At 43.9% G+C, this 24,452-nt stretch carries 24 protein-coding genes and 1 tRNA gene; 23 read left to right on the top strand and 2 right to left on the bottom strand.

The genetic code is table 11. The features are described 5' to 3' along the window. Window positions 1–131: 131 nt before the first annotated feature. A complete protein-coding gene (gene uvrB / locus ZX61_RS04455) occupies window positions 132–2,162 on the bottom strand; it encodes an excinuclease ABC subunit UvrB (protein WP_049843508.1) in 2,031 nt (676 codons plus the stop codon). A gap of 547 nt (window positions 2,163–2,709) precedes the next feature. Between uvrB and ZX61_RS04450 the strand changes: the two genes are divergently transcribed. The 23 genes from ZX61_RS04450 (at window position 2,710) to ZX61_RS04340 (ending at window position 23,367) form a co-directional block, all read left to right on the top strand. Next, window positions 2,710–2,785, top strand: a tRNA-Asn gene (locus ZX61_RS04450). 502 nt (window positions 2,786–3,287) lie between these two features. Further along, complete coding sequence (locus tag ZX61_RS04445; protein WP_049843507.1) at window positions 3,288–4,202, top strand: flavodoxin family protein; 915 nt, start codon at window positions 3,288–3,290, stop codon at window positions 4,200–4,202. A 1-nt stretch (window position 4,203) separates the two neighbouring features. Beyond that, entirely contained in the window at window positions 4,204–5,352 is a 1,149-nt protein-coding gene (locus ZX61_RS04440; RefSeq protein ID WP_049843788.1) for a beta-ketoacyl-ACP synthase III, read from the top strand. Next, the gene (locus ZX61_RS04435; RefSeq protein ID WP_049843506.1) at window positions 5,352–5,780 is read left to right on the top strand and encodes a hypothetical protein; all 429 of its coding nucleotides are present in this window, start codon (window positions 5,352–5,354) and stop codon (window positions 5,778–5,780) included. The genes ZX61_RS04440 and ZX61_RS04435 overlap by 1 nt, the downstream gene beginning before the upstream one ends. Beyond that, a complete protein-coding gene (locus tag ZX61_RS04430) occupies window positions 5,770–6,768 on the top strand; it encodes a BtrH N-terminal domain-containing protein (protein WP_049843505.1) in 999 nt (332 codons plus the stop codon). The genes ZX61_RS04435 and ZX61_RS04430 overlap by 11 nt, the downstream gene beginning before the upstream one ends. Further along, window positions 6,768–7,688 carry an ABC transporter ATP-binding protein gene (locus ZX61_RS04425; RefSeq protein ID WP_049843504.1) on the top strand — a complete coding sequence of 307 codons (921 nt, stop codon included), beginning with the start codon at window positions 6,768–6,770 and terminating at the stop codon, window positions 7,686–7,688. The genes ZX61_RS04430 and ZX61_RS04425 overlap by 1 nt, the downstream gene beginning before the upstream one ends. Further along, the gene (locus ZX61_RS04420; protein WP_049843503.1) at window positions 7,681–8,841 is read left to right on the top strand and encodes an ABC transporter permease; all 1,161 of its coding nucleotides are present in this window, start codon (window positions 7,681–7,683) and stop codon (window positions 8,839–8,841) included. Before ZX61_RS04425 ends, ZX61_RS04420 begins: the two co-directional genes overlap by 8 nt. Next, window positions 8,838–9,107, top strand: a complete 270-nt coding sequence (locus tag ZX61_RS04415; protein ID WP_049843502.1) for an acyl carrier protein — start codon at window positions 8,838–8,840, stop codon at window positions 9,105–9,107. The genes ZX61_RS04420 and ZX61_RS04415 overlap by 4 nt, the downstream gene beginning before the upstream one ends. A 4-nt stretch (window positions 9,108–9,111) precedes the next feature. Further along, complete coding sequence (locus tag ZX61_RS04410) at window positions 9,112–10,254, top strand: beta-ketoacyl synthase N-terminal-like domain-containing protein (RefSeq protein WP_049843501.1); 1,143 nt, start codon at window positions 9,112–9,114, stop codon at window positions 10,252–10,254. Further along, a complete protein-coding gene (locus ZX61_RS04405; protein ID WP_049843500.1) occupies window positions 10,254–11,090 on the top strand; it encodes a hypothetical protein in 837 nt (278 codons plus the stop codon). The genes ZX61_RS04410 and ZX61_RS04405 overlap by 1 nt, the downstream gene beginning before the upstream one ends. A 535-nt stretch (window positions 11,091–11,625) precedes the next feature. Beyond that, complete coding sequence (locus ZX61_RS04400; RefSeq protein WP_049843499.1) at window positions 11,626–12,801, top strand: ABC transporter substrate-binding protein; 1,176 nt, start codon at window positions 11,626–11,628, stop codon at window positions 12,799–12,801. Then, window positions 12,791–13,774 (top strand): hypothetical protein, encoded by a 984-nt coding sequence (locus ZX61_RS04395; RefSeq protein WP_049843498.1) that lies wholly within the window; start codon window positions 12,791–12,793, stop codon window positions 13,772–13,774. The genes ZX61_RS04400 and ZX61_RS04395 overlap by 11 nt, the downstream gene beginning before the upstream one ends. A 2-nt stretch (window positions 13,775–13,776) precedes the next feature. After that, on the top strand, window positions 13,777–14,523 hold the full coding sequence (locus ZX61_RS04390) for an SDR family oxidoreductase (protein WP_049843497.1): 747 nt from the start codon (window positions 13,777–13,779) through the stop codon (window positions 14,521–14,523). A gap of 86 nt (window positions 14,524–14,609) precedes the next feature. Further along, entirely contained in the window at window positions 14,610–15,269 is a 660-nt protein-coding gene (locus tag ZX61_RS04385) for an HAD family hydrolase (protein ID WP_049843496.1), read from the top strand. Window positions 15,270–15,536: 267 nt separating this feature from the next. Beyond that, complete coding sequence (gene rsxA, locus ZX61_RS04380; RefSeq protein WP_004748403.1) at window positions 15,537–16,118, top strand: electron transport complex subunit RsxA; 582 nt, start codon at window positions 15,537–15,539, stop codon at window positions 16,116–16,118. Next, window positions 16,118–16,702, top strand: coding sequence for an electron transport complex subunit RsxB (gene rsxB / locus ZX61_RS04375; protein ID WP_049843495.1), 585 nt, complete (start codon window positions 16,118–16,120; stop codon window positions 16,700–16,702). Before rsxA ends, rsxB begins: the two co-directional genes overlap by 1 nt. Before the next feature lie 8 nt (window positions 16,703–16,710). Then, window positions 16,711–19,308 (top strand): electron transport complex subunit RsxC, encoded by a 2,598-nt coding sequence (rsxC, locus tag ZX61_RS04370; protein ID WP_049843494.1) that lies wholly within the window; start codon window positions 16,711–16,713, stop codon window positions 19,306–19,308. Next, the gene (gene rsxD / locus ZX61_RS04365; RefSeq protein ID WP_049843493.1) at window positions 19,308–20,354 is read left to right on the top strand and encodes an electron transport complex subunit RsxD; all 1,047 of its coding nucleotides are present in this window, start codon (window positions 19,308–19,310) and stop codon (window positions 20,352–20,354) included. Before rsxC ends, rsxD begins: the two co-directional genes overlap by 1 nt. A gap of 9 nt (window positions 20,355–20,363) precedes the next feature. Next, complete coding sequence (rsxG, locus tag ZX61_RS04360; RefSeq protein ID WP_049843492.1) at window positions 20,364–20,999, top strand: electron transport complex subunit RsxG; 636 nt, start codon at window positions 20,364–20,366, stop codon at window positions 20,997–20,999. After that, the gene (locus ZX61_RS04355; RefSeq protein ID WP_004743382.1) at window positions 20,992–21,684 is read left to right on the top strand and encodes an electron transport complex subunit E; all 693 of its coding nucleotides are present in this window, start codon (window positions 20,992–20,994) and stop codon (window positions 21,682–21,684) included. The genes rsxG and ZX61_RS04355 overlap by 8 nt, the downstream gene beginning before the upstream one ends. Before the next feature lie 56 nt (window positions 21,685–21,740). Then, window positions 21,741–22,382, top strand: coding sequence for an endonuclease III (gene nth, locus ZX61_RS04350; RefSeq protein WP_049843491.1), 642 nt, complete (start codon window positions 21,741–21,743; stop codon window positions 22,380–22,382). A gap of 12 nt (window positions 22,383–22,394) precedes the next feature. Continuing rightward, window positions 22,395–22,811: a lactoylglutathione lyase gene (gloA, locus tag ZX61_RS04345; RefSeq protein WP_004743384.1), complete on the top strand. Its 417-nt coding sequence runs from the start codon at window positions 22,395–22,397 to the stop codon at window positions 22,809–22,811. Window positions 22,812–22,929: 118 nt separating this feature from the next. Then, window positions 22,930–23,367 (top strand): DUF2753 domain-containing protein, encoded by a 438-nt coding sequence (locus tag ZX61_RS04340; RefSeq protein WP_049843490.1) that lies wholly within the window; start codon window positions 22,930–22,932, stop codon window positions 23,365–23,367. A 108-nt stretch (window positions 23,368–23,475) separates the two neighbouring features. Here the strand turns inward: ZX61_RS04340 and motY are convergent, their stop codons facing one another. Beyond that, complete coding sequence (gene motY, locus ZX61_RS04335; RefSeq protein WP_049843489.1) at window positions 23,476–24,357, bottom strand: flagellar protein MotY; 882 nt, start codon at window positions 24,355–24,357, stop codon at window positions 23,476–23,478. Between the last annotated feature and the right edge of the window lie 95 nt (window positions 24,358–24,452).

Here is a 24,452-nt window from a genome sequence, read left to right as displayed (position 1 = left end):
ATATGCAAAATACCTATTGACCCTTACGGGTCACCTAGCCAACTGACGTTGTTAGTGAACTTAGTATTCACAAATTACAGCCAGTAGAACCCAGTTTCTGCTGGCTATTTTTTTGTCTTAAGTCTAGGCCACTAACTATTGACGATAAACTGTTTACGCAGCTTATCGATTTCATCCCGCTTTTGCGCCGCTAATTCAAACTCAAGATCTTGAGCGTGTTGATACATTTGCGCTTCAAGCTTGCTGATCTCTTTATCTAGCTGCTGAGGTGTCATTACATCGTAGCTCTGAGATGGCTCAGCCACTTTAGACAGCGGTACTGTTTTGCTTGCACGCTGTTTTTTGCTCTTCGTGATGTCACCTAACTCCATAATGTCTTTGACATTACGCTTAAGTGCCTGTGGTTCAATGCCGATCTTTTGATTGTAAGCTTGTTGCTTTTCGCGACGACGTTCTGTCTCACCCATCGCCTTTTCCATCGATTTTGTGACTCTATCGGCGTACAAAATCGCTTTACCCGATATATTACGAGCCGCACGACCAATGGTCTGAATAAGCGACCGCTCTGAACGTAGGAAGCCTTCTTTGTCAGCATCAAGAATCGCCACCAAGGAAACCTCTGGCATATCTAAGCCTTCTCGTAATAAGTTGATACCGACCAGTACATCAAACTCACCCAAACGCAAATCACGGATGATCTCAACCCTTTCAACGGTATCGATATCCGAGTGTAAGTAACGAACTTTGACATCATGCTCTGTCAGATATTCGGTCAGATCCTCTGCCATACGTTTGGTCAATGTGGTCACCAAGACTCGTTCATCTTTCGCGGCACGGATACGAATTTCTGATAACAGATCATCAACCTGTGTCGCTACCGGACGAACTTCGAGTTCAGGATCAAGCAGACCTGTCGGACGAACAACCTGATCTGCGATTTCACCTTCCGACTTCTCTAATTCATAGTTCCCTGGTGTGGCCGAGACGAATATCGTCTGAGGTGAGATAGACTCAAACTCTTCAAACTTCATCGGACGGTTATCTAAAGCGGAAGGCAGACGGAAACCAAATTCCACCAACGTCTCTTTGCGCGAACGGTCTCCTTTGTACATCGCACCAATTTGAGGGACTGTGACATGAGATTCATCGATAATCAGTAGACCATCGTGCGGCAGATAATCAAACAAGGTTGGCGGCGGCTCACCCTCGCTACGACCACTCAAGTAGCGTGAGTAGTTTTCGATACCCGAACAAAAACCAAGTTCGTTCATCATCTCAATATCAAACTGGGTACGTTGCGAAATACGCTGCTCTTCAAGCAATTTGTTGTTGTCGAGAAGGTGCTTCTTACGCCCTTCTAGCTCGACTTTAATCTTCTCTATTGCATCAAGGATCCGTTCTCTTGGCGTAACATAGTGGGTTTTGGGATAAATAGTATAACGCGCCAAGTCACGCTGCTTGACGGCACCAGTGAGAGGATCAAAGACACTGATACAGTCCACTTCATCATCGAACATCTCGATACGTACCGCGTCTTGATCGGATTCAGCCGGAAAGATATCAATCACTTCCCCACGCACGCGAAACTGACCGCGCTCAAAAGCAACATCATTGCGACTATACTGAAGCTCAGCTAGTCGACGTAAAATATCGCGCTGGTCCATCACATCACCACGACGAATATGTAGCATCATCTGTAAATATGACTCGGGGTCACCCAGACCGTAAATCGCCGACACAGAAGCAACAATGATGGCATCTTTGCGTTCTAATAGTGCTTTAGTCGCGGACAGACGCATTTGCTCGATATGAGCATTCACTGACGCATCTTTCTCAATAAAAGTATCCGTAGTTGGTACGTAAGCTTCAGGCTGATAGTAATCGTAGTAAGAGACAAAGTATTCAACCGCATTGTTAGGAAAGAAAGATTTCATTTCCCCATAAAGCTGAGCTGCTAGAGTTTTATTAGGTGCAAGTAAAATGGCAGGTCGTTGAGCACTGGCGATCACATTAGCAAGCGTAAAAGTTTTTCCTGAGCCAGTAACACCAAGTAAAGTTTGGTGGGCTAATCCAGAGTCAAGGCCATCAAGCAACTGCTCAATCGCTGTCGGCTGATCACCAGAAGGCTTATAATCAGATACTAAATCAAAAACTTTGCTCATACTTCATCTCTGTCTAGTCATAAAGAGGAAGCTCTATTGTGGCTGTATATATATACAGACTCAAGCTTTAACGAAAAAATTAATCTCTGTTTTATATAAAGTGGCATTTTACCGCTAGATCATCATCTTTAATCCTGATATTATCTTCCGCCCTGCTAGAGATCTACCTTTAAAACAAGCTCAGTTTAACTCACAGCTTATTCACATTTTCGCTAGAAAATAACTTTAATCCACAATATTTAGATTTCTTCCACTTCCTTGAGTCAGCGAAAAATACCTATATAATTCGTTGCGCAACAACACATTACAGCCACAATCGTCAAACTCAGCCAAATTCCAATATCATCAAGTTTTACATTTTTCTGACTTACTCAAATTTCACACACATAGTTATCCACAAAATTGGTGGATAACTAAAGCTGCCCCTTATTCGGCAAGGGATTCAGGAAAGTAAAGAATTTTTTATGTGATTTTTTTGGTTAGAATAGCGCTAATCATATTGACACTACCTAAGCTGATCGCTAATATTCGCCTCGCTCAAAGCAATTCCCCCTTAGTTCAGTTGGTAGAACGGCGGACTGTTAATCCGTATGTCGCAGGTTCGAGTCCCGCAGGGGGAGCCAAATTTGGAAAAAAGCTCAGCCGAAAGGTTGAGCTTTTTTCGTTTTAACTACGACTTGCTTGTTCCAAGCAAATGTCTCAGAGCTAGCCGCCCGCGTTGACTCCCGACAGAGCGAAGCCAAAACCAGAATAAGCTCAATCGAAAGGTTGAGTTTTAGCTGCTACTTGCTTGTTCCAAGCAAATGTCTCAGAGCTAACTCCCGCGTTGAGTGCCAACCGAGAGAGCCAGGTTTAGAAAGATCCGTGTCGTAAGACACAGCTTTTTCGTATCTAAACGCTACACAACTTCTGCGTACCGAACTCAACCTTATGGCTTAAGCGAGTGCTGGGATAACGTTAAAAAGAGGATTTAGTTTGCGAGAGTGAGTACAGCCTCTTAGAGTCGCAATTAAACGTATATTTTCACACATTTTCGTGAGTTAATGATAACCTTGCGCATTATATCCGCGATATCGTTCTACCATTTAAATCAATTGCTAGCCAATAACCAATCTAAGTCTTGTTATGAAAAAAGTTCTAGTCATTTCTTACTCTCAAAGTGGGCAGCTTTCTCAGTTTGTAAAATCCGCCACAGAACCACTTAATCAAAGTGATGAAATACAAGTTGATTATCACATCTTGGAGCCTGTCAAACCTTATCCGTATCCATGGACGTTTTACTCATTTTTTGATGCTTTCCCTGAAGCAATCTATATGAATGGTTGTGAACTAAAGCCAGCTCCGCATTTATCCGATGACTATGACTTAATTATTATCGGTTACACTGTTTGGTTTTTAGCCCCCGCAACACCTATTACTGGCTTTCTAAAAACAGACCAAGCGAAGCAATTATTAAAAGATAAACCTGTTGTGACGCTTATTGCCTGTCGCGATATGTGGGTTATGGCTCAAGAAAAAATGAAATCCTTAATCAAGGATTGTGGTGGTCATTTAATAGATAACGCGGTTTTGACTGATCAAAGTGGCACTATTTATTCGTTTGTCACCACCCCGCGCTGGATGCTAACAGGCAAAAAAGACCCGTTCTGGGTATTTCCAGCAGCAGGTGTTTCTAAGCAAGATATTACAGAGAGCGCTCGATTCGGAACACGTCTAGTATCGGCTTTGTCTCAAAACTTAGAAAAAGAAGCAAGACCCTTACTAACAAACTTGAATGCCGTCAAAGTCAACGGCAAATTAATCGGATCTGAAAAAATAGCCACCCGCTCCTTTATGATATGGGGAAAGTTAATTCAGCGTTCAGGTCAACCCGGTGCCTTTTCTCGTAAAGTTGTAATTACTATTTACGTACTGTTCCTAATTACGATGATTTTCACTCTGGTTCCTATTAATTTACTGGCTAAAAAGCTTATCTCTCCTCTGATGAAGAAATCGATTGAGAAAAGCACTGAATACTATGAAAAACCGTCTGGGCGATAACATGAACAAAAGAGTATATATAAACGATGTCCAAGCTTTTTTGCCAAATGAAGCGGTAGATAATAAGCAAATAGAAGACGTGTTAGGACAAGTTGGCGAGCGTCCTTCGAGAGCCAAAAATCTTATACTACGTTCGAATCAGATCAAGCAGCGTTACTATGCGATTGATCCTGAAACTGGCAGTACAACACATAACAACACCCAACTTACCGCTGAAGCGATACGAAAACTCAACTCAAACAGCTTTGATATCAACCAAATCGAGCTATTAGCTTGTGGCACGACTATCGCGGATCAACTACTACCAAATCATGCGTTAATGGTACATGGCGAATTAGCTATCCCAAGTTGTGAAGTCGTCGCGATGGCGGGAATCTGTTTAGCAGGCACAATGTCATTAAAATACGGTTATATGTCTGTCTTAAGTGGCCAGAGCCAAAACGCCGTTGTTACAGGTTCAGAGAACGCCTCAGCGATGATGCGTGCAAACCAATTTGAAGCAGAAGTATCAGGTAAGTTAGAAGAGTTGGAACGCCAGCCAGAAATAGCTTTTGAAAAAGACTTTTTACGTTGGATGCTGAGCGATGGCGCAGGTGCTGCGTTGCTAAGTACCGAGAAAAATGAAACGGGTATTTCACTAGAAATCGAGTGGATTGAACAAAAGTCTTATGCCAACGAGCTGGACGCCTGTATGTATGCTGGAGCAGAAAAACAATCAGATGGAAAGCTAAAAGGCTGGAGAGAGTACCCCACTCAGGCATGGTTAGAACAATCGATTTTCTCCGTTAAACAAGACGTAAAACAGTTAAACGATAACATTGTCGAATACACAGTTACACGCCCACTAAAAGAGCTGATTGAATGTGGCAAAGTGGACCCGAATGAGGTCACTTATTTCCTACCGCACTACTCTTCTGGTTATTTCCGCGATCGTTTGTATCAAGGCATGCTGGAAGCTGAATGTGATATCCCCCAAAAACGTTGGTTTACCAACTTGTCGTCTAAGGGGAATACAGGTTCTGCGTCCATCTATATTATTTTGGAAGAATTGTTTCATTCTGAACAATTGAAAGTTGGCGACACCTTGTTGTGTTACGTCCCCGAAAGTGGGCGATTCTCTACTGCATTTATGCAGCTTAAGGTGGTGTAATGGAAGTTAAAAAAGTACCCCAAGATCAGTCTTCTACTTACGCCAATAACAGCAAAGCGGTATATGCAACCAGTGAATCTGGTGAGTATTCAGTGGTAACCTCTTCTGGTTGGGAAGCTGAAGAGCTTGTTACTAAACAAGCGCTGAATGAATTTGAACGCCAAGCTTGTGCGGCTTATGAACTGGTCAAAAAAGGTCAGAAATCTCCGCTTTATTATCATATGTATGCACAACGAATGGACCTCATGGTACTCGCTCAATCAGTAGGCTGGTTTCAATGGCGGGTCAAACGCCATATGAACCCAGGTGTTTTTGCCAAACTTTCTGCAAACAAACTCAACCAGTATAGCGAGGCGCTAGGTATTAGTGTTGAGCAACTTGTTACCCTACCGAAGCTTAATCTAGAGGAGGTCAAGCATGAGCAATAATGGCTTCTCTCACCAACACCATGCGCACTGCGAAAGTGGCGTTATGTCATCAATGTTAACCCACCAAGGCTTGCCTTTGTCGGAGCCAATGGTATTCGGCTTATCGGGTGCGCTTACTTTCGCCTATCTTCCTTTTGTCAAACTCAGTGGAATGCCACTCATCGCCTATCGCTCCATGCCTAAATCGATTATAAAAGGCGTGCAGAAAGCATTGGGGGTGAAAATGAAAGTAGAAACATTTTCCAAACCAGAACATGGCACAAAAAGACTCGACTCTTTGTTAACACAAGGTAAAGTCGTCGGCGCACAAACCTCGGTGTTTTGGCTTCCGTATTTCCCTGAGGAAATGCGTTTCCATTTTAATGCTCACAATCTCATTGTGGTTGGTAAACAAAACAAAACCTATACCATCAGTGATCCAGTGTTCGAGCATCTTGTTTCATCCGATGAAAGTGCTCTGCAAAAAGCACGTTTTGTTAAGGGAGTCATGGCGCCGAAAGGAGCATTGTACTATCCGACCCACGTACCAGCATCGATCGATTACCCTAAAGTCATCGAAAAAAGCATCAAGAAAACCGCCAAATCTATGCTAAAAACCCCAGTTCCGATTGCGGGGCTTAAAGGTATGCACTTTCTAGCCAAGCATATCCGCAGGCTAGAAAGCAAAGACGTACATTATGCCAAATTATTTTTAGGGCATATCATCCGCATGCAAGAAGAAATCGGCACTGGCGGAGCAGGGTTTAGATACATTTACGCATCTTTTTTGCAAGAATCTGCCGCGCTAATTGCTAACGACAAACTAGCCAAAGCGTCGACTGAAATGACTAAAATTGGTGATGAGTGGCGTGAGTTCGCCCTACTGATTGCCAAGTCGATCCGTCCTAGAAACAAACAAGCGATCGATTTCTCTGCTATTGCCAACAAACTTGAGTCTATTGCAGACCAAGAAAAACAACTTTATCAATCACTTCTGAGAGCCTTTTAATGATCCAAATAAAGGCCTTATCCAAATCATACAATGACGTCAAAGCGTTAGATAATTTATCTCTTACGGTCCCTTCTAACTCAATTTTCGGTTTACTTGGACCAAATGGCGCAGGTAAAACCACGCTTATGTCTATATTGAATGGCTTGTTAAGTTATGATTCTGGCAACATCACCTTCTTCGACCAGCCTTTATCAAACAACCTTAAAGCCATCCGTCAGCGTTGTTCGTTAATTCCTCAAAGTCTCGCTTTTTACGAACACTTAACGGTGAAAGAAAACTTGAATTTTTTCGCCGGTATTCAGGGTATTAAAGGTAAGAGTTTTAGTCGCAATTTTGCCTATGCCGTTGAAACAAATCGATTGTCGTCTATGTTAGAGCGCAAAGCATCGACGCTGTCTGGAGGGCAAAAACGTCGGTTAAATATTGCTATTGGGTTGCTAAATAACCCTGATGTGCTGTTTTTTGACGAGCCCACCGTCGGTATTGATCCTGAATCTCGCAACGACATTCTCGACAGTATTAAAGAGTACGCCAACGACAATAAAACCATCATCTATACCTCTCACTATATGCCTGAGATCGAAAAAATCTGCGATGAAGTTGCGATTATTAACGCCGGAAAAATCGTCAAGCAAGGCACCATAGACGAGATGGTCAACAATCATGAGTCGCAACAAGTGGTCGTGGAACTCTACCCCCAAACTCAGCCCATTAAGGGCCTGTTTGATCTGCACGACATGGTGCAAATTATTGACAACGAAACGCTACTAATTAACACCACAGAAGCCTCGGTTGTCGCCTCCGTTCTTAACAAGCTAGAACAAGAACAACTAAAAGCTAAGCATATCCGTTACGGAACCACTACCTTAGAGTCGATGTTTATTCAGCTAACTTCTAAGGAGCGATGTGATGTTTAAGGCAATGCTGACTAAAGAGTTTTTACTGATCAGTCGAGACAAGCACGCATTAGCCGCTCTGTTTATAATGCCTTGCGTGTTTATTTTGATCATGTCTATCGCCTTGAAGGATGTGATGAATGAAGACAAATCTCTGATGAATTTTATCGCGGTTGATCGCGATCAGAGCCAAGCAAGTCAAACTTTATTGACCCAACTTGCAGAAACTCCCTCTTTTTCGCAACACGAATACAACCAAGATAGCTACCGCTCGCCGGAAGAGGAAGGGGTTCAATTTATCCTTGATATACCAGTCGGATTTGAAAGCGCTCAAGCCCCCATCAATTTGACGGTTGCCGCCGATACATCCCCATCTATGTTAAGCCTTTTCAAAAACCAGTTGTCACTTATCTGGATGACTACTCAGCTCGAATCTCTCCATGCAGCGAAGCAAGCTCAGTCAAATTTAGCAGGCAATGGTAAGGTCAAACCTTTCGAAGATGCTCTTGTTGATGTGAAGTATGCTAAGTTTGCCGACAATGAAAAACCGACATCAACTCAGCAAAGTGTTCCTTCATGGATAGTGTTTGGCTTATTTTTCGTCGTCATTCCGATGTCGACCATCTTTATTAACGAGAAAAAGCAAAACACGCTAAGACGCCTTATGACGATGAACGTCAGCATCCCCAACTTATTTGCTGGAAAAATCATCCCGTATATGTTGATCAATCAAGTTCAAGTCTGGTTAATGATTGCGGTTGGTGTCTATATAGTGCCGTATTTTGGCGCTGCACCACTTACTATTTCTGGTTCGATTTTGGGCCTACTCATCGTCTCCCTAGCATTGAGTATCTCTGCTATAGGTCTGTCTATTTTAATTGCCAGCGCCGTAGATAGTGTTGAGCAAGCAACTACCATAGGTGGGATTATTAATATTCTCTTAGGGGCGATCGGTGGGGTAATGGTTCCAAAGGTTGTGATGCCAGAATCTATGCAGACTCTGAGTAATATCTCTCCTATGTCCTGGGGGCTTGAAGGGTTCCTAGATATTTTCTTGCGTGGTGGCAGTGTGCACGACATCGTTCCAGAAGCAGCAGCCTTAGCCCTCTTTGGTGTTGTGTCACTTAGTCTAGCAGCCGTTGTATTCACATTTAAAAAAAGGAAAGAAGCATGAAAGGCTCTTTAGACAACGAATTTAAACTAAAACTAAAAACATTGATTCTTGAAGAGTGCGATCGTGACGAAATTGATCCATCTGAGCTATCTGACGATGTCATGCTCTTTTCTCCTGAAAGTGAGCTTGAATTTGACTCTGTAGATGGTTTGCAGATTTCGATGCTTCTTCAACGCCACTTTAACTTACGCTTAGTCGACCCAAAAGAGTTCCGCCGGGTTGTCACAACCATCAACCATCTCGCCGATCACCTTCAACCTGAGTAACGTCATGATAACTTTACTAGCTGGTGAGGTTCTCGGTGCGTTGGGCAATAATCAGCAGCAAATTGAAGCCTTACGTAAAGGAGAGTTTTTTGCTCAAAACAAAACAATCGCTATTTTTGAAGAGCAAAGGACGATTCCTTACTATGCAATACGCAACGAAGGCAGTTTCGATGCCCTATTCGACCCTGTTCCGCACTTGACTGGATTAATCGACTCCGTTTTTGAGCAGTGTTCTATCGATGTTGAGCAGCGTGCTCGATGTGGGTTATTTGTTGGTTGCGCTTCGAATGATCTTTCCCTCTCTGTCCCTCTTGGTGAAAGTATTAAGCAGCGACAGACCCTATTAATAGAAAACCAAAGGGTAGGAAATGGCCGATACGCTGCACGCTTAAGCCACCACTTTGGTCTAAGTGATTTTAGCCTCACTTACAATACCGCCTGCACTTCGAGTTCAAACGCTCTTTTAGATGCCGCGACCATGCTTGAGAGCCAAGTGGTCGATTATGCGCTCGTGGTCGGGATTGAAACGTTTGCCGAGCACTCGATTGAAGGTTTTGTCTCTATGCAGCTTTTGGCACCTGAGAGTAGCAAACCATTTGATGCCAACCGAAATGGCCTATTACTAGGTGAATCTCTGAGTGTGGTATTAATGAGCCGAAGTGATGTAAAATCCTCCCCTTGGCATTTTCTTGGGGGAGATAGCCGCTGTGAAACTCATAGCGTCACAGGTGTTAACCCTGATGGTTCTGGTATTGCTAAGGTAATCAGTCAGGCGCTCGATAATGCCAAGGTGACTTGCCAACATATTTCCGCTATTAAAGCGCACGGTACAGCAAGTTATCTCAGTGATTTAGCTGAAATTAATGGCATGAAATCAATCTTTGAAACACCGCCTCCATTTTTCTCTCTCAAACCTTACATCGGCCATACGCTAGGTAGCTGCGGAACAAGCGAATTAGTGTTAATGATGAATGCAATAGACCATGGTTTTATTCCACCAACACCCAACTTTTCAACGCTTGACCCTGAAATGATTTGGGCGCCGACTCAAGTGCCTGTTCCTTGTGAACATGGCACCTTTTTAGTGAATTGTTTTGGCTTTGGCGGCAACAATAACGCCTTTGTGATCGAAAAGAAGGCGCTATAATGTATATCCATCAAGTCTCGTCATTTTATGTTCACCGAGATCCGGCGGTTGATATTAAGCAGACGTGTAAAAAAGTCGCAGCAAACTATATCCGACGAACTGATCGCTTCATTCAACTGGGTATTCTTGGGGTATCAGGTATAACAGAATTACCTAGCAATACGGCTCTGTATCTTGTCTCCGGTCAGGGCGATCTGTCTGTATTTAATCGCTCTTGTCAACAGCGATATATTGATAAAACCCCTCCGAAACCGGTCGACTTTATTAACTCATTGAGCAATACAGCAGGCTTTTACATCAGCAAATTCCTTGGTCTCGATAGCACAAACTTAAATTTGTCACATCACGGCTTTGTGGTCGAAAACGCACTGCGCCTATCTGATGCGAAATTAAGCCTAGGTAGAGAAACGCAGATCCTGCTGGGGGGGATCGATGAGCAACCTAGCGAAACGACGTCACCACATGACTACTTAGGTTTGGATAAACAGGTGATGATAGGAGAAGGTTCAAACTGGCTGTTGCTTAGCAACAATAAAGACAACGCCTTAGCACAAGTGGTACATGTTTCCGAGATGATGGAGCTTGAGGGCTTAACACAATACTTAGATGCCATAGTTGAGCCTTGCTATGTTGCGCTGAGTGAGCGAGTCGATGACGCATTACGAACGCTCGTTAAGGACAGTGAATGGCTTAATTTGTTCGAGGTCACCTGTGACTTCTATGAAACAAATTCACTTTATGCCATCAATCAATTTATTGACTCAAGCCTAGGAAAGTTGCAACTGATCAACTGCCTTGATGGAAAGTACCGTGTTACGGTGATCAAAACTCAATAATGCTTGACCAGCACTGTAATCAAAAGTGCTCTCTCGCATGGTCACTTACAGCTCGATTTAGTCATACAAGCACCTCGACTAATAAGAAATAGCCCGAACATTGTTCGGGCTTTTCTATTCACTGAGAATGACTTACCCAGTATAACGCCCTAGCCAGACGTGTTTTTATTATTCCGTAGCAATATGGGCAAATTTCGTCCACATGTAAAATAGTCACTAGTTACTGACTCCATCAGCATCTATCAGCATTGTTCAACTTTTATTCAGCATAGAGTTTCGATAAACACTCTCATATTCTATTCATGTTTGGAAAATATAGTAACCAAACCCACTGAAGACTGGGTTAATTATCAATCAAACAAACCTATCGCTCCACCTAATGATATTTCAGTTAACAATAAGTTCAATTATAATCATCCCTGATATTAATAAAAAAAATAAAAAGATATCAAAACAGAACAAATAGTCTTTTAAAACAAAAACATAAGCTTAATTAAATAAAAATTTTAGTTTAACTAAATACGGGGATACGTGGATGAGTTTTATTAAATTCACCGTCAAAAACACCAAGACAATATGCAACAAGGTATGTGTTTCACTTTTATTATTGCTTGCTTTTTGTGCACACGCTGACAGTGACAAATATAAAATTGGGATTGTTGTCGGTCATACTTCGAAGAACAGCTCAAAGTCAAATACAGAGAAAATGTGTATTTTGAAAAGCACCACAGATACTTTGGGTAATAAAGCCAAAGATATAGACATTATATTTGTCGAAAACAACCGCTCTGCTAGCGGTAGTGCGCAAGCCGCAATGAAACTGATTGAACGAGATGTAGATATCGCGGTGCTCCCACTGATATCTAAAGAAGCAGAAGCCGCTGCGAGTTTCCTCACTCAAGCCGAAATACCTTTTATTACTTCAGCAACAGCAATGGATGTCATTCAGGATACTCAGTTTGGCTTATCTATAATGCCTTCGAATCTCTACCAAGCGCAGCTCCTTGCTGAATACTATTTAGAGCAAACCGATACCAAAACCTTGCATATTGTGATGTCTCAATCAAGTCAATACTCAGTCGAAGTGGCAAGTGAATTCCTCCGTTTAGTCTTGGCAAAACGTCCGGACATCGACACAATAACTCATCAGTTTACCTTTGACTCTCAAAAAGAAATTGCCCAACAGATCAACACTGGTGACACTATCTTCGCCCCTCTGTTTAACCCTTACATCGCCTCCTTCTATCATGAACTGGCAACGACTAATATCAAAAATATAACCATGTTAGGTCCTGACTCAATTGGTGGAAGGCAGGAGTTCTACGACATCATCGAAGAAGTCTCTCCAAATATTACCTTGAGGTTCTTAAAAAATTGGGATGGAAAAGTAAAAGGCCCAAACAAGGAGTTATTTAAATCATATGCAAGTGCTTACTGTCCTTTCGAATATACCTCTTTCCTGAGCGCTTACTCTTTTGACCTAATTCAACTCATTGAAAGCGAGATAACAGAATTATCATCCCTTAAACACAAAATAGACGCTCTCAACGCGTTAAAAAGCTCAAACTACAAAACAGCTATCGATGGTCAATACATTGATATAAACAACACAGGTCATAATAAAAAGCCGATGTACCTATATGAAGTGACAGCGCGCGGTAATCAAAAAGTAGCGACTCTGTACTTCAGTGAGACCTCAAATGATGAATAGGCGCTTCGCTACATCACACATTCTTTTGCTCGTTGGAATATTGTTATTTTGCAGCCAAGCTCTATTTGCGGCTAGTTACTTCTACATAGTAAAAAAACAAGCACCTAACCATATGCTTGCTAGCGCACTGGTAGTGGCGTGGACCAAAACAGACTCGTTCCTTGATGATGTATACACCTTTAATATACATGGCATTAGATCTAGTCTTAAAAATTTCTTGGCTGCTTATGAACAATCAAACACCAACGCTAACATGTGTATACAGGTCACGGTTAGTAGCTTTTCAGCAGATGACCGCGACGTATCAGAACACTGTACAAAAGGAGCTTCGATCCCAAAATTAACCGCAAATGCTGCCAATGTAACTCTACACACCGGCTCGATACCTATTACCATCGCAAGTAAACAGCTTGCCGTTGTTAGCTACTACTTAGCTCGGGGTCAACGCTCGTTATTAGGTGAAATAACCAATTTTGTTTTGGGGTTAGTGGTTTTGGCTGAAATACTATTGCTTTGCGCATTCAGCGTTGCCATTAAGTCACTGCTAACAAGTAAAAATAGTGTCGAGCACCAACAACCGATAGAAAAGTTAGATGCCTCACTCGAGCAACAAAGCCTGAACAACATACATAAAATCATTAACGGTAATAAACGCGCTTTCGCAGTCAACGAAGACGTTACCCTAGTTACCTACAAGCACCCTTACTCTGAAATCATTTATAAGTCGGGTCTATCAACTAAAATAAAATGCTCTCTAACCGACCTAGAGCAGTCATTCCCTATTCCTTTCGTTCGTCTCAATCGTTCTACACTAGTACATAAATCGTTGTTCGACAGCAGTGAAAACGTCGATATTAAAACAAGTAAAGACCACCATATTGTGACGATTTGGATAAAAGGAAAAGAATACGAGCTTAAAGTGAGTAATCACTATCAAGATAACTTAATGCATTTAATTTCCAGAGGAATCTGAACTTGAAGACGACCTTAATCACCTGTGCCACAAGTGGGATGGGCAGCGCTATCGCTCAGTCAATTACTGGTAAGCTTATTGTTACCGGAAGAAATAGCGAGAAGTTGAGCAAGCTATGTTCAACGACTCAAATACCTTGTCAATCTGTACGCTTGGACTTCAGCTGTGACGATAGTATCGAGCAAGCAGCTGCAGAGATATCCGCATTTGATAAGCTAGACCAAATTGTTTTTATTATCCCAAGGATTCCACCTTCGCAAGAACTGTTTCCAGATAGTGATGTGTGGCAAGCCCTCTACCAAGATTTCTTTATCCGTCCATTAAGCTTAATGAAATACTTGGTAGAAAATCAGCGACTCAATCAGGGTGCTAAAATCGTGCTAGTTTCAGGCTTAAGCAGCAAAAATGCGCTTTCTCATTACAGTACCAACAATTGCCTTCGCTCTGCCTGGTTGGGGCAAGCCAAAACCATGGCTCTCGTGTTAGGTGCGCAAGGTATCTCAGTCAATACGCTCTCGCTCGGAGGCGTGATGACTGAAAGCTATACCAATAAAATGCACGCTAAAGCCGAACTCAACGGTGTGAGTTTTGAACAGCAAATGGCTGAAGAAACAAGCAATATCCCACTAAAAAAATACGCATCCGTTCAAGATGTTGTTGATGCCGTCACTGGATTACTTGGTCCATTAAGCAATCATATGACAGGTCAAAACATTTTGTTAGATGGTGGCTTTTTTAAAGGATATTAAAGGCGACTATCCCTAAGCTGTCATAATACCGAAACGCTGTGCTGCTAGTTTCGCAGGCATTTTTCAAATCTAAAAAGAGTGTGAACATGTCCAAACCTTTGTACGTCTTCGATCTAGACGAGACCTTAATCAATGCCGATTGTGCAATGATTTGGAATGAGTTTATGGTTGACAAGGGTATCGCGACTGAGTCGAACTTCATCGAAGAAGATCTACGTTTGATGAGTTTGTATGCCGAAGGTAAGTTAGATATGGAAGACTACTTAACCTTCTCTATGACACCGTTAGCTGACATGCCTGTTGAACAGGTTAATCTGTTGGTAGAAGAATGTGTAAAAACTCGTATTCTAGATAAACAGTTTCCTCAGTCTAAAACCTTAATCGAGCAACTATCTCGTGATGGTATTGATATGCTGATTATCTCTGCCAGTGTGACTTTCTTAGTTGAAGCGGTGGGGCGTCACTTAGGCATTCACACCGCACTTGGTATCGATCTCGTTTCAGAGGCAGGTCATTACACCGCCAAGATACAAGGTGTACCAAGTTATCGTGAAGGCAAAGTCACTCGCTTAAGGCAGTGGTTAAAAGAATGTTCAGAGTCGTATTCTGAACTGCATTTTTTCACTGACTCAATCAATGACTTACCACTGTGCCAATACGCTGATTACGCGTATTTGGTCAATCCATGCCCTCGTTTAAAAGCACACGCGAACCAGTCGAACTGGACCATACTTAATTGGGGTTAACGCCAAGGTCTTGCTTGAACACATCACAATGGAATAACCCAAATCCAAAGAGCAACCTAGTGTTGCTCTTTTCTCTCTCCTACCCCAAACATTCACTAGGCAAAATCTAAATGCCAGTTTTCCTTTACTAAGTCGTATTTATTCAACTTTTTTAGCACAATCTCGTATAATTTTTATTCAACAATATAAAACCTTATCTTTCCTTGGTTGTTATTGAACAAGCAAAGCAGGATAATGTCGGGATCGGAATTTCTAAATTATATAACTATGACCGAATATCTTTTGTTGTTGGTCGGCACTGTGCTGGTCAATAACTTTGTACTGGTGAAGTTTCTGGGCTTATGTCCATTTATGGGTGTGTCTAAAAAACTAGAAACCGCTATCGGGATGGGGTTAGCGACAACGTTCGTTTTGACCTTAGCCTCCGTGTGCGCGTATCTCGTAGAGAACTACATTTTAGATCCGCTCAACCTGCAATATTTGCGCACCATGAGTTTTATTCTGGTGATCGCGGTAGTCGTTCAATTTACAGAGATGGTAGTACATAAAACCAGCCCGACTCTGTATCGCCTACTGGGTATTTTCCTTCCCCTTATCACCACTAACTGTGCTGTTCTAGGTGTTGCGCTACTTAACATCAATGAAAATCATAACTTTATCGAATCGATCATTTATGGTTTCGGCGCGGCTGTTGGCTTTTCATTGGTGCTGGTGTTATTTGCATCTATGCGCGAACGCCTTGCCGCTGCTGACGTACCTATGCCATTCAAAGGCGCATCAATTGCGATGATTACCGCTGGATTAATGTCTCTAGCATTCATGGGCTTTACTGGTTTGGTGAAACTGTAATGAGCTCAATAGTAATCGCAATTATCGCCATAGCCGTGCTCGCTGCTATCTTTGGCGCGATCTTGGGTTTTGCATCCATCCGTTTTAAGGTCGAAGCAGACCCAATCGTTGATCAAATAGACAGTATTTTGCCCCAAACTCAGTGTGGCCAGTGTGGTTATCCAGGTTGTCGCCCATACGCTGAAGCTATCGCAAACGGCGATGATATCAATAAATGTCCACCGGGAGGTCAAGCTACTATAGAAAAGCTTGCCGATTTAATGGGCGTTGAGGCCACCGACTCTGCACACGATCTTGAAAACGCAGTCAAAACCGTCGCCTTTATCCATGAAGATATGTGTATTGGCTGTACCAAGTGTATTCAAGCCTGCCCTGTCGATGCCATTGTTGGTGGAACAAAAGCACTTCATACCGTGATTAAGGACGAATGTACTGGGTGTGATTTATGTGTTGCTCCTTGCCCAACAGACTGTATTGAAATGATTCCTGTAGAAACCACTACAGCGAGCTGGAAGTGGCAGATGAACGCCATTCCTGTAGTTGATATTACCGATTCTGCCGTCAAGCAGAACAGCGGGAGTTAAGGGCTGGTATGCTGTCATTAATCGAACAAATCAAAACTGGCGCCTTGTGGAGTTTCCCGGGGGGCGTCCACCCTGCTGAAAATAAGTCTCAGTCGGTAAGTCATGCACTTTCGCGTGCGGCCATTCCCGCAGAAATTGTCCTACCAGTTAAACAGCACATAGGTAAACCTGGCACTATTACGGTTGAAGTTGGTCAGCAAGTGCTTAAAGGTCAGTCGCTGACTAAATACGACACCAGCTTTATGCTTCCTGTACACGCGCCAACATCGGGTACTGTGGTTGCTATTGAACCAAGAACCACTGCTCACCCTTCCGGTTTGAGTGAAACCTGTATTGTTATTAAGCCCGACATGGCCGAACGCTGGACCGAACGCGAAGGCTGGACTAACTATACTGAACATACTCCTGACGAACTGATTGAAAAAATTCGCCAAGCTGGTGTATCCGGTATGGGCGGCGCAGGTTTCCCAACGGCGAAGAAAATTCAATCCGGTCTGGCAAGAACAGAGATTCTGATCATCAACGCTGCAGAATGTGAACCCTACATTACTGCCGACGATATGTTGATGCGTGAACATGCCCAAGAGATCATCCAAGGAATTGAGATCGTTGAGCATATCCTCAAGCCGAAACTAACGGTTATTGGCATTGAAGATAACAAACCTGAAGCGGTCAAAGCGCTACAGCAAGCCGCAGAGCACAAAGACATCGTCATCCGCGTTATCCCAACTAAGTACCCTTCAGGTGGTGAAAAGCAGCTGATCAAAATCTTGACCAACAAAGAAGTACCGAACGGCGGTATTCCTGCAGATATCGGGATATTGGTGCAAAACGTTGGCTCATTGCATGCAATCAAACGAGCGGTTTGCGATGGCGAACCACTGGTAGAACGCATCGTAACTTTAACTGGTGATACTTTTAAACAGCCAAGAAACGTTTGGGCGCTACTTGGCACGCCAGTGCAAGCTCTGTTGGATGAGTTTAGTTACAAAGCAGATAAGAAATTACCGCGCCTAATTATGGGTGGTCCTATGATGGGCTTTACCCTGCCTCATGCGCAGGTGCCAATCACCAAAACATCCAACTGTATTCTGGCTCCGACTCGCAAAGAAATTTCACCGAATCAATACGAAATGGCGTGTATCCGCTGCGGTCAGTGTGCCGAAGCCTGCCCTGCCTCTCTTCTCCCTCAGCAACTCGTTTGGCATGCCAAAGCAGAAGAGCTTGATAAATGTGAAGAGTTGAACATTCAAGATTGTATTGAGTGTGGTGCTTGTGCATTCGTTTGTCCAAGTGAAATCCCACTGGTTCAATACTACCGCCAAGCGAAAGCTGAGATCCGTACTCGCAAAGAAGAAGCGGAAGCGGCAGAGCGCGCGAAGATTCGTTTTGAAGAGAAAAAAGCACGTCTAGAACGAGATAAAGCCGCTCGCGAAAATCGCTTCAAGAAAGCCGCAGATGATCGCCGTAAAGAGATGAAATCTTCTGGTGGCGATGATGCCATTGCAGCCGCCATTGCGCGAGTTAAAGCACAAAAATCACAGCCTGTGGCTGAAGAAAAAACAGTTAAGCCAGCCGTTGCTGCCGCTATTGCAAAAGCAAAAGCTAAACAAGCAGAAGCGATGCAAAGCGGCCAAGCTGAACCTGATAACAGTGAAATGGCCAAACTGCGTGAAGAGCGTAAACGTCAGGCAAGAGAGCGGAAAGCGAAGAAAGCCCAGCAATCTGAACACACGTCAACAAACGACAAAAAAGATGCCGTCGCTGCTGCGATAGCGCGAGCTAAAGCGAAAAAAGCACAGCAAGCTGGCTCTGACGGCGCTCAAGCACCCGCTACAGATAAAAAAGCTGCGGTCGCTGCAGCAATAGCCCGAGCTAAAGCGAAGAAAGCGCAAACAGAAGAAACTGATCAAGCGCCACCAGCAGAAGATAAGAAAGCTGCTGTTGCTGCCGCTATTGCACGAGCAAAAGCACGTAAAGCCGAGCAGCAAGCTCAAGCTGAGCCTGTTGAACAAGCGCCTGCGCCAGAGGCAACTGACGAAGATCCGAAGAAAGCTGCCGTTGCCGCTGCTATCGCACGCGCGAAAGCACGTAAAGCTGAGCAGCAAACTCAATCTGAACCTGTTGAACAAGCAGGTGCTGCAGAAGCAACTGACGAAGATCCGAAAAAAGCTGCCGTTGCTGCCGCTATTGCACGGGCGAAAGCGCGCAAAGCCGAGCAGCAAGCTAAATCTGAGCCTGTTGAGCAAGCGCCTACTGCAGAAGCAACTGACGAAGATCCTAAGAAAGCCGCAGTAGCTGCCGCTATCGCACGAGCCAAAGCGCGTAAAGCCAAGCAGCAAACTCAATCTGAGCCTGTTGAACAAGCGCCTGCATCAGAAGCAACTGACGAAGATCCGAAAAAAGCTGCCGTTGCCGCCGCTATCGCACGAGCAAAAGCGCGTAAAGCCGAACAGCAAGCTCAATCTGAGCCTGTTGAACAAGAGCCTGATGCAGAAACAGCTGACGAAGATCCTAAGAAAGCCGCAGTTGCTGCCGCTATTGCACGCGCGAAAGCACGTAAAGCTAAAAAAGAACAACAAAAACAATTTGAGGAGAAAGAGTAGTGGCCTTCTTTATTGCCAGCTCACCCCATGCGCATAGTCGCAGAAGCACTCCTGATCTAATGAAATGGGTAGCGCTTTGCGCCTTGCCAGGATTGGCAGCACAAACCTATTTCTTTGGCTGGGGCACAATAATCCAGCTTATTCTTGCCATTGTTATCGGTCTAGGTTTAGAAGCCTTGGTCATGCTTGCCAGAAAACGTCACCCGATGTCAGCGCTACGCGATAACAGCGCCTTAGTCACAGCTTGGCTGCTTGCGATTGCGATTCCACCTCTGTCGCCTTGGTGGATCATTACCATCGGGCTTATTTTCGCCATCGTGATTGCCAAGCACCTCTATGGTGGTATTGGTCAAAACCTATTTAACCCAGCGATGGTCGCTTATGTGGTACTACTGATCTCTTTCCCAGTACAGATGACGAGTTGGATCTCTCCCAATGAACTGCAAGCGACGGCGATTTCCAGTGGTGATGCTTTTTCTCTGATCTTTACCGGATTTAACCTAGAGGGGCTCTCTCTTCAACAAATCCGTACCGGTATTGATGGCGTTACCATGGCTACACCTCTAGATGCCTTTAAGACCGCGTTGACGACGGGCAACACGGCCAGTGAAGCCTTAACCCAACCACAATTTGGTAGCTTGGCGGGTATCGGCTGGGAATGGGTTAACCTTGCTTACCTTGTTGGTGGTCTAATTTTGATCAAGGTACGAGTGATCAATTGGCATATTCCAGTGAGCTTTTTGCTAAGCCTGACGCTAATCAGCAGTCTATTCATGATTTTAACTCCAGGAACGACGGCGTCACCGCTTATTCACCTTCTGTCTGGTGCAACCATGCTTGGTGCCTTCTTTATTGCCACCGATCCAGTCTCTGCTTCAACGACAGTTAAAGGGCGATTGGTGTTTGGTGCATTTATCGGGGCGATGGTATTTATCATCCGCAGTTGGGGCGGCTTCCCTGATGGTGTGGCCTTTGCAGTATTGCTGGGTAATATGTGTGTACCTCTCATTGATTACTACACCAAACCAAGAACGTACGGTCACTAAGGTTTCATCATGTTAAATGCGATTAGAAAAAATGGTGTGGTTCTAGCGGTGTTTGCCTGTGCTTCGACCGGTGTAGTAGCGCTGACCAACTATTTAACTAAAGATCAGATTCAGCTGCAGGAACAAAAGCAGCTGCTTTCGGTGCTCAACCAAGTGATTCCTCACAAGATGCACGATAACGATCTTTATCAAGCTTGTACCTTAGTCAGTGACACAGCACTTGGCACAGACTCACCGATGCCTGTCTATATGGCAACCATCAATAATGAACCATCGGCTTTAGCAATCGAAGCCATTGCACCGGACGGCTATAATGGTGCTATCAGAATTATTGTCGGTATCCAACAAGATGGAACAATTACCGGAACGCGGGTCTTAAGCCATAAAGAAACACCGGGGTTAGGTGATAAGATAGATTTACGTATCACCGACTGGATCCTCGGTTTTGCAGGTAAAACTGTCAGCGAAGAGAATCTATCAGATTGGAAAGTGCGTAAAGATGGTGGTCAGTTCGATCAATTCACTGGGGCAACCATTACTCCTCGCGCTGTGGTGAAAGCCGTTAAAAACACCGTTGAGTACGTTAATACCCATCGTGAACAAATATTGGCACAACCACTGAACTGTGGAGGCAACAATGAGTGAGCATAAGACCTTAATTAAGAACGGCATGTGGGACAACAACCCTGCTCTAGTTCAATTACTAGGCTTGTGTCCATTACTTGCTGTTTCATCGACCGTGACCAATGCACTTGGGCTCGGGATTGCCACCCTACTCGTTCTGGTCGGTTCAAATGTGACCGTTTCATTGGTGCGTGACTATGTACCGAAAGAAGTACGTATCCCTGTATTCGTAATGATCATCGCAGCCCTGGTAACTTGCGTTCAATTGTTGATGAATGCCTACGCGTACGGCCTGTACCTTTCTCTGGGTATCTTTATTCCTTTGATCGTAACTAACTGTATCATCATTGGTCGCGCCGAAGCCTTTGCGTCTAAGAACGACCTACTTCCTGCTGCACAAGACGGCTTTTGGATGGGGCTCGGAATGACCAGCGTACTGGTCGTGTTAGGGGCAATGCGTGAAGTTATTGGTAACGGAACGTTATTTGACGGTGCAGACCTGCTACTCGGTGAATGGGCAACCTCTTTACGAATCGAGGTGTTTCAGTTCGACAATAGCTTCCTGCTCGCCCTGCTTCCACCAGGTGCTTTCATTGGCGTCGGATTACTTATTGCCGCGAAAAATGTCATAGATAAACAGTTAGAAGCTCGCCAACCGAAACAACAAAAACAAGCCATTGAGCGAGCTCGGGTGACCAATCAATAACAACAACAACAGTTTGAGCTTATCGCATCAAACGGAGCACTGGAAAGCAGCCTCAAATGAACAAAGATAAACGACGATTAATACTGGAGCGACTGAGGGAAAATAACCCTAACCCTCAAACCGAATTAAATTGGAGTACACCATTCGAGTTATTGATTGCGGTACTGCTCTCTGCACAAGCGACTGACGTCAGTGTCAACAAAGCCACAGATAAACTGTACCCGGTAGCCAACACGCCACAAGGGCTGTTTGACTTAGGTATCGATGGCGTTAAAGAGTACATCAAGACTATAGGTCTGTTTAACTCCAAAGCCGAAAACGTCATTAAGACCTGTAAGATCATACTCGAGCAGCACAATGGCGAAGTCCCTGAAAACCGTGAAGCTCTCGAAGCGTTACCCGGCGTTGGACGTAAAACAGCAAACGTAGTGCTAAATACCGCCTTTGGCTGGCCAACTATCGCGGTGGATACTCATATCTATCGCGTATCAAATCGAACTAAGTTTGCAATGGGTAAGAATGTCGACCAAGTAGAAGAAAAACTACTCAAGGTCGTGCCTAAAGAATTTAAGCTAGATGTACACCACTGGCTAATCCTACATGGTCGCTATACTTGTGTCGCACGTAAGCCTCGCTGTGGTAGTTGCATCATTGAAGACCTTTGCGAATACAAAGAAAAAGTTTATCCAGAAAATTAGGAGAGCACGACAATGTCAAATGGACGTATCCTGCACACCATGCTTCGCGTCGGTGATCTAGACAAATCAATTCAATTTTATACTGACGTGATGGGCATGCAGCTACTTCGTACCAACGAAAATAAAGAGTATGAATATACTCTAGCTTTCCTTGGCTATGGCGACGAGTCTCAAGGTGCAGTCATTGAGCTAACGTATAACTGGGGTACAAAAGAGTATGACTTAGGCAGTGCCTTTGGTCATATCGCGATTGGTGTTGATGATATCTACACAACATGCGACGCAATCAAAGCGGCGGGTGGTAATGTGACTCGTGAGCCAGGCCCAGTTAAAGGCGGCACAACTCATATTGCGTTCGTCAAAGACCCTGATGGCTACATGTTAGAGCTGATTCAAAATAAACAAGCATCAGCAGGCTTAGAAGGTTAATTATTACTTCAGGCGATGTTTTAAATAGGACAGTATCACACTGTCCTATTTTTTTAGCTTTACTTGATAATAATTATCATTTAATCTCAAGCCTATTCGCGGTTAGGAGATTAGAACAATGGGCATCCAAGAGTGGGAGAAACATACCTTACTAGCAGACATGGCAATGAACGATGAAGATCACCTAAGAGGTATCCTTCATTATCAGCAAGCGCTTACGTTAAGTGAACGCATTAGTGAAGCTGAAGAGGTTGGCGTTGAAGACCGCTTAATGATCTCGGTGATTTCATGCCATAACATGGCGATGTTCTGGCGCAACGTCGGTGATGTAAAGTATGAACTTAAATATCTCCAGCTCGCGTCAGAGAAGGTGCTGACTCTCGTACCACAATGCCCGAACAATGATTGTGATGCCTTCATCGATTCGATGGGCTGTTGCAAAAAAGCCTTGATTGAGTTTATGAAAAGGCACCCAAATCCCAAGATTGCTCAGTTGGTACAAGATATCGATACCGCCACCAACTGTAACCTTATTGCTAAATTCCGTTTGAACTAGTACCAATCTAGATAAATATGTGATCAGATATTTATTTTGGTTGGTATATGCACGCTAAACGGAACAACAAAAAGGCCAGTCAATCTGGCCTGTTTCTGTTTTAGCTGACTATATTTGCGTTCTTCCCAATGAGATGACCACACGTCGATTTCGGTCTTTACCAATTGGCGAAGCATTATCATCAACTGGTCGTCTTCGGCCATACCCCCGAACTTGAATTCGGTCCTCTGGTAAGCCAAGAGACTTAAAGTACTCTTCTAACACCTCAGCACGGCGCTCTGAAAGGCTTTGACTGACACTCTTACCATCGTCAGCATCGGTATAAGTCGACACCAATACAAGGTCAATATCTTGATTGTGCTTAATGTACTCGGCAATTTGCGCCAATCTTTTCTGTGACTGTTTATTTAGCTCAACACTGGTACGGTCATAGTGAAGTATCGTAAAGGCAATGTCTTCGAAGCTGTATGGCAGAAGGTTGGCAATACAATCGCTAAACACATTATAGGACTGTTGGAACAACACCGAAGAGAGCGCCACTTCTACTCGCTGATTTCGACTGCGCCATTCTTGATAACTGAATGTCGGATAACGACCTTTTTCTAACTCGCCCAGTATGTTCCAAGCGGTTTGACCACCAACATAGCCATCAAACTGTTGGAAGAAGCGGATGGTGGTTAGTCTGTCCGCACTATCTCCCGGCCTCCAAGCCGGTGGCATAGAAATCAAGCTTACGTCGCGAGTTTGCCCCATTGGGCGTTTCATCTTGAGCTCAAAATCGAGGTTAATTTTTTTGCTCGCATGCGATGAAAAAACCGCGTCACCATAGTTTGGAATAGGATGAACAAGACGGCATTCAAGTGGTGTGTTGGCAACCATTTGCCACATAGACTGCTGAGGTTTGGCCACATAGTGTTTCTCCAACGCAAATACATTGGGAGTAAACGCTGTTATTGCCATTGCAACACTAGGAGCCAACCACTTCTTCATAGAATACTTCATCTCTTAACTCAACTTGGGCAGCCATATTTTGCCACCCGATTACCTTCACATAGAGCAATGCAATAATCTCGCCAACTGATTTG

Source organism: Vibrio sp. VPAP30, from assembly GCF_001188205.1.
Lineage (GTDB): Bacteria > Pseudomonadota > Gammaproteobacteria > Enterobacterales > Vibrionaceae > Vibrio > Vibrio bivalvicida.
The sequence above is the reverse complement of the archived record's forward strand: the minus strand, read 5'-3'. Positions and strand labels throughout refer to the sequence as shown.